Genomic DNA, 7,295 nt, shown 5'->3' with positions numbered 1-7,295 from the left:
GCGCCTGGGCCGCAGCGCCCCGCGCGGAACCGCGGCGGCGCGTGGCCGGCCGCAGAAGGACGGCACTACCTGCAGGTGAGTCCTCTGTGCTGGCCGGCCAGCTGTCTGACCGCTGCGCTACCGTCGCCTTCACGCCCGCCTCCTGACCAAACGTTCGTTCGATGGTACACTCGTTCGATCGCATAGTAGTTCGATCGAACGTCGGATGCCACCTTTGTACCGCATGGGTCTGACATTTCGAAGACACGTCGAACAGATGTTTGGCGAAACACCTAACGAGGGTTTAGGCTGGCTCGTATCCATAAGCGACAACCATGTTCCGGAGGCGCTGTCAATGGAAAACACTGAAGAACGCGGTACATCCGACCTGCCGGAAGTGCCGGTACGCCCGAAAGGCCGACCAGGCCGCAAGCCCAAGGGCAGCGCGCCGGTCGTGATACCGGAAACGCCCGACAAGCCGGACCCTGACCACGTGCTCACCTGGCGTCAGCGCAAGGTCCTGCAGGTCATCAGGGATTCCGTGCAGAAGCGCGGCTACCCGCCGTCGATGCGTGAGATCGGCGAGGCCGTCGGGCTGACCAGCACCTCGAGCGTCTCCTACCAGCTGTCCACGCTGCAGAAGAAGGGCTACCTGCACCGCGACGTCGGCCGGCCACGGACGGTCGAGGTCCGGCTGCCCGGGCACCCGGCGGTCCGCCCCGAGCAGAACAGCAAGGATGCCGACGCCGAGCTGGTGCCCGCCGCCGACGGGCTGGACATCGCCTCCCAGGAGGCCACCTACGTGCCGCTGGTCGGCCGGATCGCGGCAGGCACCCCGATCCTCGCCGAGGAGCAGGTCGAAGACATCCTGCCGCTGCCCAGGCAGCTAGTCGGCGAGGGCACCCTGTTCATGCTGAACGTCGCTGGTGACTCGATGATCAACGCGGCGATCGCCGACGGCGACTGGGTGGTCGTCCGGCAGCAGGAAGACGCGGAGAACGGCGAGATCGTGGCCGCGATGGTGGACGGCGACGCCACGGTGAAGACGCTCAAGCGGAGCGACGGGCACGTCTGGCTGATGCCGCACAACCCCGCTTACACGCCGATCCTCGGCGACGACGCCAAGATCCTCGGCAAAGTGGTGGCGGTGCTCCGCCGGGTATGAGCCACGGCCCGAGCAGATCACTGACCGCCGCGTGTCACCGGGCGACGATGTTGACCAGTTTCGGGGGCCGCACGATCACCCGCTGGACCTCCAGTCCGGCCAGCGAGCGCGCCACGCCTTGCGTGGCCAGCGCCAGGTCGCGCAGCTCATCCTCCGTGATCTCCGGAGAGACTTCCAGCCGGTCGCGGACCTTGCCGTTCACCTGCACCACGCAGGTGACAGTCTCCTGAACCAGGAGAGCCGGGTCCGCGGCCGGCCAGGCGGTCCTGGCCACTGACGGGATCCCCGCCGGCCTGGCGCCAGCGCCAGGTCCGCCCAGCGCCTCCCAGCACTCTTCGGCCGTGTACGGGGCGAACAGCGACAGCATCACTGCCAGCGCCTCGGCGGCTTCCCGCACCGCGGGGTCGGCCGCGCCCGGGCCTGAGTCGATCGCCTTCCTGGTGGCGCTGACCAGTTCCATCAGCCGCGCGACCGCGACGTTCAGGTGGTAGTCCTCCACCTGGCGGGTGACCTCGTCGATGACCCGGTGCGTGATCCGGCGCAGCTCGCGGTCGCCGTCCTCGGCCGGGGCGCCGGCACCGGAGCCCGCCGCGGTCACGTCAGACGCGATCCGGTGCACCCGGCCCAGGAACTTCACCATGGCGTCCGGGTTGACGTCGGCCCAGTCGATGTCGTCCTGCGGCGGCGAGGCGAAGACCATGGTCAGCCGGATCGCGTCCACGCCGTACAGCGCGATCTGCTCGCCCAGGTCCACGCCGTTGCCCAGCGACTTGGACATCGCCTTGCCGCGGTTGATGACCTGCCCCTGGTTGATCAGCCGGGTGAACGGCTCGCCGAACGACAGCAGCCCCATGTCCTGCAGCACCTTGGTGAAGAACCGCGCGTACAGCAGGTGCAGGATGGCGTGCTCAACGCCGCCCACGTACAGGTCGACCGGCGCCCACCGCTCGGTGTCGGCTACCCGGAACGGTCCCTCGGCGTACCGCGGCGAGCAGTACCGGAACTGGTACCACGAGGAGTCTACGAAGGTGTCCATCGTGTCGGTGTCCCGCAGCGCCGCGCCGCCGCACTTCGGGCAGTCCACGTTCACCCAGTCCGCCGCGGCCGCCAGCGGCGACACGCCGTGCGGCTGCAGGTCGGCCCCGCGCAGGTCGGGCAGCACGACCGGCAGCTGGTCCTCGGGGACGGGGACCTCGCCGCACGACGGGCAATGGATGATCGGGATCGGGGTGCCCCAGAACCGCTGCCGCGATACCAGCCAGTCGCGCAGCCGGTAGTTCACCGCCGCCTCGCCCAGGCCGTCGCCCGCCAGGATCTCGATGATCCTGGCGATCGCGTCGGCCTTGGACAGCCCGTCCAGCGGCCCGGAGTTCACCAGCACGCCGTCGCCGGGCGTCGCCATCCCCGTCGCCGCCGGGTCCGGCGCATCCGTGGCGACGACCACCCGCACCGGCAGCCCGAACTTGCGGGCGAAGTCCAGGTCGCGCTGGTCGTGCGCGGGCACCGCCATGATCGCGCCGGTGCCGTAGTCCGGCAGCACGTAGTCCGCCGCCCACACCGGGATCCGCTCGCCGTTCACCGGGTTGACCGCGTGCACGCCCAGGAAGACGCCGGTCTTCTCGCGGTCGGTGGACTGCCGCTCGATGTCGGTCAGCTTGCGGACCTGCTCCACGTACGCCTCGAAGTCGGGCCGCTGCCCGTCAGCGCACAGCTCGGACGCCAGCGCGGAGTCCGCGGCCACCACGAAGAACGTCGCCCCGAACAGCGTGTCGGGGCGGGTGGTGAACACCGTCACGGGCTCGTCCCGGCCCTCGATCGCGAAGTCCACGGCGGCGCCGGTCGAGCGGCCGATCCAGTTCCGCTGCATGGTCAGCACCCGGTCCGGCCAGTGGCCCTCCAGGTCCGCGGCGTCCGCCAGCAGCCGGTCGGCGTACTCGGTGATCTTGAAGTACCACTGCGTCAGCACCCGGCGGACCACCTCGGTACCGCACCGCTCGCAGCGCCCGGCGATGACCTGCTCGTTGGCCAGCACGGTCTGGTCTTTCGGGCACCAGTTGACGTAGCCGCCCTTCCGGTACGCCAGCCCGCGCTCGAAGAACCGCAGGAACAGCCACTGGTTCCAGTGGTAGTACTCCGGGTCGCACGTCTGCAGCCGCCGCGACCAGTCGAACGACGTCGCGTACCGGCGGAACGACGCCGCCTGCGTCTCGATGTTCTTGTAGGTCCAGTCAACCGGGTGCGTGTTGTTCCTGATCGCCGCGTTCTCCGCGGGCAGCCCGAACGCGTCCCAGCCGATCGGGTGCAGCACGTTCTTCCCGCGCAGGAACCAGTACCTGGCCATGGCGTCGCCGACCGCGTACGCCTCGGCGTGCCCCATGTGCAGATCCCCCGACGGGTACGGGAACATGTCGACCATGTAGAACCGCTCCCGCGGGTCGGCGGGGTCGTCGCTGGCGCGGAACGGCTCGATCTCCGCCCAGCGCGCCTGCCACTTGTCCTGGATGTCGCGCGGGTCGTAGCGCTGTGCCTCGTCGGCGTTCTCGACCGCAGTCATTGTGTCCTCACCCTTGATCGGTCCGGCTTGGGAATGCTCCGCTCCCAGGAGTTCTGCCAACAAAAAAGGCCCCCCGGAGCACGAGGAGCGGCCGCGCCAGCGACAGATTGGGCCGGCGCGGCTAGCTAAGGAGCAGCCAGACAGGACGCACATGCTTATGGTACCGCATCTGGCCTGTTCTCGCGGTGTAGCGGGTAACCACGCTATGTACACGATCCGATAACGCCCTCGTGGCAGTCCCGCAACATTGACCGGGCACGCTGGCGGCATGACCAAGACGACCGCACCAGAACCGAAGCGCATCGCCCTGGTTGCCCACGACCACCGGAAGGGCGACCTCCTCGAGTGGGCCGACTATAACCGCGACATCCTCGCCGGGCACCTGCTCTACGCGACCGGCACGAGCGGCAGGCTCCTCGGCGACCTCCTTGACCTGCCCGTCACCTGCTTCCAGAGCGGCCCGCTTGGCGGCGACCAGCAGATCGGCGCGCTCATCGCGTCGGGGCGCCTGGACATGCTCGTGTTCTTCTGGGACCCGATGAGCCCGCAGCCGCACGACTCGGACGTGAAGGCCCTGGTCAGGATCGCGGTGGTGTGGAACATCCCGATCGCCTGCAACCGCACCAGCGCCGACTACCTGATCACCTCGCCGCTGCTGGCGAAGCCGCACGCTGCGCATTCCCCGCTCACCAGCACGCTCGCGTAGCCGCCGCCGGGCCTAGGCATCAGCCTTGGCGCGTGCCTCAGCCGGCTCCCAGTCCGGGCGCAGCGGCATGCCGGACGCGCCGTCCGCCCGCAGCTTGACGCCGAGGATCTGGTGCAGCTGGACGATGTTGTGGTCGAAGCCGAGCCGGGAGCCCGCCATGTACAGCCGCCAGACCCGCGCGGTGCCCTGGCCGACCTCCTCGACCGCCTCGTCCCAGTGCGCGTCCAGGTTGGCGCACCAGCCGGCGAGCGTCTTCGCGTAGTGCTCCCTCAGGTTCTCCTCGTGCCTGATCTCGAAGCCGTGGTCGTTCATGACGCTCATCAGCCAGCCCGGGCCCTCGAGTTCGCCGTCGGGGAAGACGTAGCGGTTGATGAAGCCTTCCTTCCTGATGGAAGGGCCGGTGTTGTCGGGGCGGGTGATGCAGTGGTTCAGCATCCGGCCGCCGACCTTGAGCTTGCCGTTGAGGAAGCTGAAGTAGCCGGGGACGTTCTGCTTGCCGATGTGCTCGGTGAGGCCGATCGAGCTGACCGCGTCGAAGTCGGTCTCGGGCACGTCGCGGTAGTCGAGGTGGCGGACCTCGGCCAGGTCCTCGAGGCCGGCCTTCTTGATCTCCTGCTGCGCCCACAGCGCCTGCTGCTCCGACAGCGTGACGCCGAGCGCCTTGACGCCGTACTCGCGCGCGGCGTGCATCACCATGCCACCCCAGCCGCAGCCGACGTCGAGCAGCCGCATGTCCGGCTTGAGCGCGAGCTTGCGTGCGACCAGGTCGAACTTGTACTCCTGCGCCTCTTCCAGCGTGGCGTCCTGGGTCGGGTAGCAGGCGCAGGTGTAGGCCATCGACGGGCCGAGCACCCACTCGTAGAAGCGGTTGGACACGTCGTAGTGGTGCGAGATCGAGTTCGCGTCCCGGCGCTTGGAGTGCATCCGGCCGACCCGCAGGAGGCGGCTGGTCACCCGTACCTCTTGCGGGGGCGGGGGGATCCTGGGCAGCAGCAGCTTGGGCCCGCCGAGCGCCCGCAGGAGCTTGACCCGGTCCGCCCAGCTCATGTTCATCTCCTGGGCGCGTGACAGCCGGGACAGCAAGGTGTATATGTCGCCGTCGACGTCCAAGTGGCCGGACACGTAGGCGCGGGCCAGGCCGAGCGCGCCCGGCGCCTGCGCCAGGTAGGCGACGGCGATCGGCGACCTGACAGTCATCTTGACCGGCGAGCCGGGGGGGCCGGCCGTGGACCCGTCGTATGCCTGGAATTCAACCGGAGCATCCGGGCCGGCTATCGCCTCGAATACCTCAGCCAGCGCCATGTGCCGTTCCTTTCTTGTGACTTGTCGTCAGCGTCCGCGGACGCATTTGTCGTACAGGCCGAGCAGGCGGCCGCCGCCGTCGTATTCGGCCTTGAGCTTGTCGTAGCCGGCGCCGTTGTAGCGGCGGCGGAACTCTTCCTCCGAGTAGAACGCGGTGGAGTACAGCGACTTGTGCCCGCCCAGCGCGCTGACCTCTTCTTCCACCATCCGGTTGTAGTAACCGTCCTGCTGCCCCGGCGGCAGCGGGACCGTACCCCAGAAGCCGAAGTTGACGTACACGTCGCCCGGCCGCAGCGGGTACAGGGTCCAGGCGTGGTCGCCGCGCATCTTCAGCGGGCACAGCCAGACCGGCTTCATCTTGACGCTGCGTTCGAAGAACTCGAGGAACACGTCGCCTTGGTCCACCGGGATCTCGACGTCCTGAACGACCATCTCGCGCTGCGGGCGGCCGCGGTTTTCGTTGAGCACCGCGGTCAGGCCGTATCTCCTGTCGAAGGCGACCAGCTTGCGGTAGACGTCCGAGCGGCGGTACCTGCTCGGCCAGAGACGCCTGATGACCTTGTTCTGCACGCCGAACGCGCGGGAGCACCAGAACCAGTCGGTGTCCCAGCGCCAGATGTAGTCCTTGACGGTGAGGAAGTCCTCGCGGTTCCGCCGTACCGACTCGTAGTAGACCTGCTGGCCGGTGTAGTCGCTCACCCAGGGCGCCTTGTCGCTGAACCCGCCAACGCTCAGGTACAGCTCGCCCGCGCTGAACGCGGTGCCGTCGAGGAAGTCGGCGCGGTGGCCCTGGTAGCTCTTCGTCGCCGTGATCTCGGCGATCGCCGCCATGCAGCTCTTGGGGTCGGTGAAGGCGAAGTGGCGCAGGTGGACGTACGGCTTGACGGGTTCGAGCTCGATGGTGAGCGCCAGGGAGTAGCCGAGGGTGCCGTAGGAGTTCGGGAAGCCGTAGAACAGGTCGCTGTGCTCGTTGTCCTTGGTGGCTATGACGACGCGGCCGTCTCCGGTGAGGATCTGCATCTCGGTTACCGACTCGTGCGGCAGGCCGTTGCGGAACGAGGTGGACTCGATCCCGAGCCCGGTGACCGCGCCGCCGAGGGTGATCGTCTTGAGCTGCGGCACGACCAGCGGCATCAGGTTGTGCGGCAGCGTGGCGTCGCAGAGGTCCTCGTAGGTGGTCATGCCGCCGACCACGGCCGTCCTGGTGGCCGGATCCACGTGGATGACCCGGGTGAATGCGGCTGCGTCGAGCAGGTGGACGGTGGTCGCGTCTCCCGGGCCTGAGTCGCGGTACCGGAACAGGTTCGAGGTGGGCTTCGCGAGACGCACCGGCGCGCCTGCGGGCACCGCGGCGTAGGCGTCGCGCAGCCGCGCCACCGCGGCCTGATGAGCCGCGAGCTTGGCTGGCGGCAGTCCTTCGATGCCGGTCACTTGCGTCTCCTCAGCTCTCTTCGGTCCACTGTGCGTCCTGTGGTTCTCACAAGGATGCGCACAGGAGTACAAAGTGGGCAAGCTGCGTACCGAACGGGACGAACGGCTCAGGCAGTGTATCGGGTCGCCGTCGGGCTGCTGCGTCACGCCTCACCTGC

5 protein-coding genes are annotated in these 7,295 nt (G+C 68.5%); 2 read left to right on the top strand and 3 right to left on the bottom strand.

The features are described 5' to 3' along the window. The first annotated feature begins 433 nt into the window (after window positions 1-433). Window positions 434-1,144: a transcriptional repressor LexA gene (gene lexA / locus WA805_RS14960; protein ID WP_422276032.1), complete on the top strand. Its 711-nt coding sequence runs from the start codon at window positions 434-436 to the stop codon at window positions 1,142-1,144. 34 nt (window positions 1,145-1,178) lie between these two features. Here lexA and leuS read toward each other — a convergent pair whose 3' ends face one another. Continuing rightward, the gene (gene leuS / locus WA805_RS14955) at window positions 1,179-3,698 is read right to left on the bottom strand and encodes a leucine--tRNA ligase (RefSeq protein ID WP_422337454.1); all 2,520 of its coding nucleotides are present in this window, start codon (window positions 3,696-3,698) and stop codon (window positions 1,179-1,181) included. Between the two features lie 268 nt (window positions 3,699-3,966). Here leuS and WA805_RS14950 point away from each other — a divergent pair, with 268 nt between their 5' ends. Then, window positions 3,967-4,404, top strand: a complete 438-nt coding sequence (locus WA805_RS14950; RefSeq protein ID WP_422282697.1) for a methylglyoxal synthase — start codon at window positions 3,967-3,969, stop codon at window positions 4,402-4,404. 12 nt (window positions 4,405-4,416) lie between these two features. Here the strand turns inward: WA805_RS14950 and WA805_RS14945 are convergent, their stop codons facing one another. Together WA805_RS14945 and WA805_RS14940 are read right to left on the bottom strand one after the other, a co-directional pair. Next, entirely contained in the window at window positions 4,417-5,706 is a 1,290-nt protein-coding gene (locus WA805_RS14945) for a class I SAM-dependent methyltransferase (RefSeq protein ID WP_422282695.1), read from the bottom strand. Between the two features lie 27 nt (window positions 5,707-5,733). Next, window positions 5,734-7,137, bottom strand: a complete 1,404-nt coding sequence (locus WA805_RS14940; RefSeq protein ID WP_425242621.1) for an FAD-binding oxidoreductase — start codon at window positions 7,135-7,137, stop codon at window positions 5,734-5,736. Window positions 7,138-7,295: the final 158 nt, after the last annotated feature.

Source organism: Trebonia sp., from assembly GCF_049794275.1.
In the GTDB taxonomy this organism is placed as follows: Bacteria; Actinomycetota; Actinomycetes; order Streptosporangiales; family Streptosporangiaceae; genus Trebonia.
The sequence above is the reverse complement of the archived record's forward strand: the minus strand, read 5'-3'. Positions and strand labels throughout refer to the sequence as shown.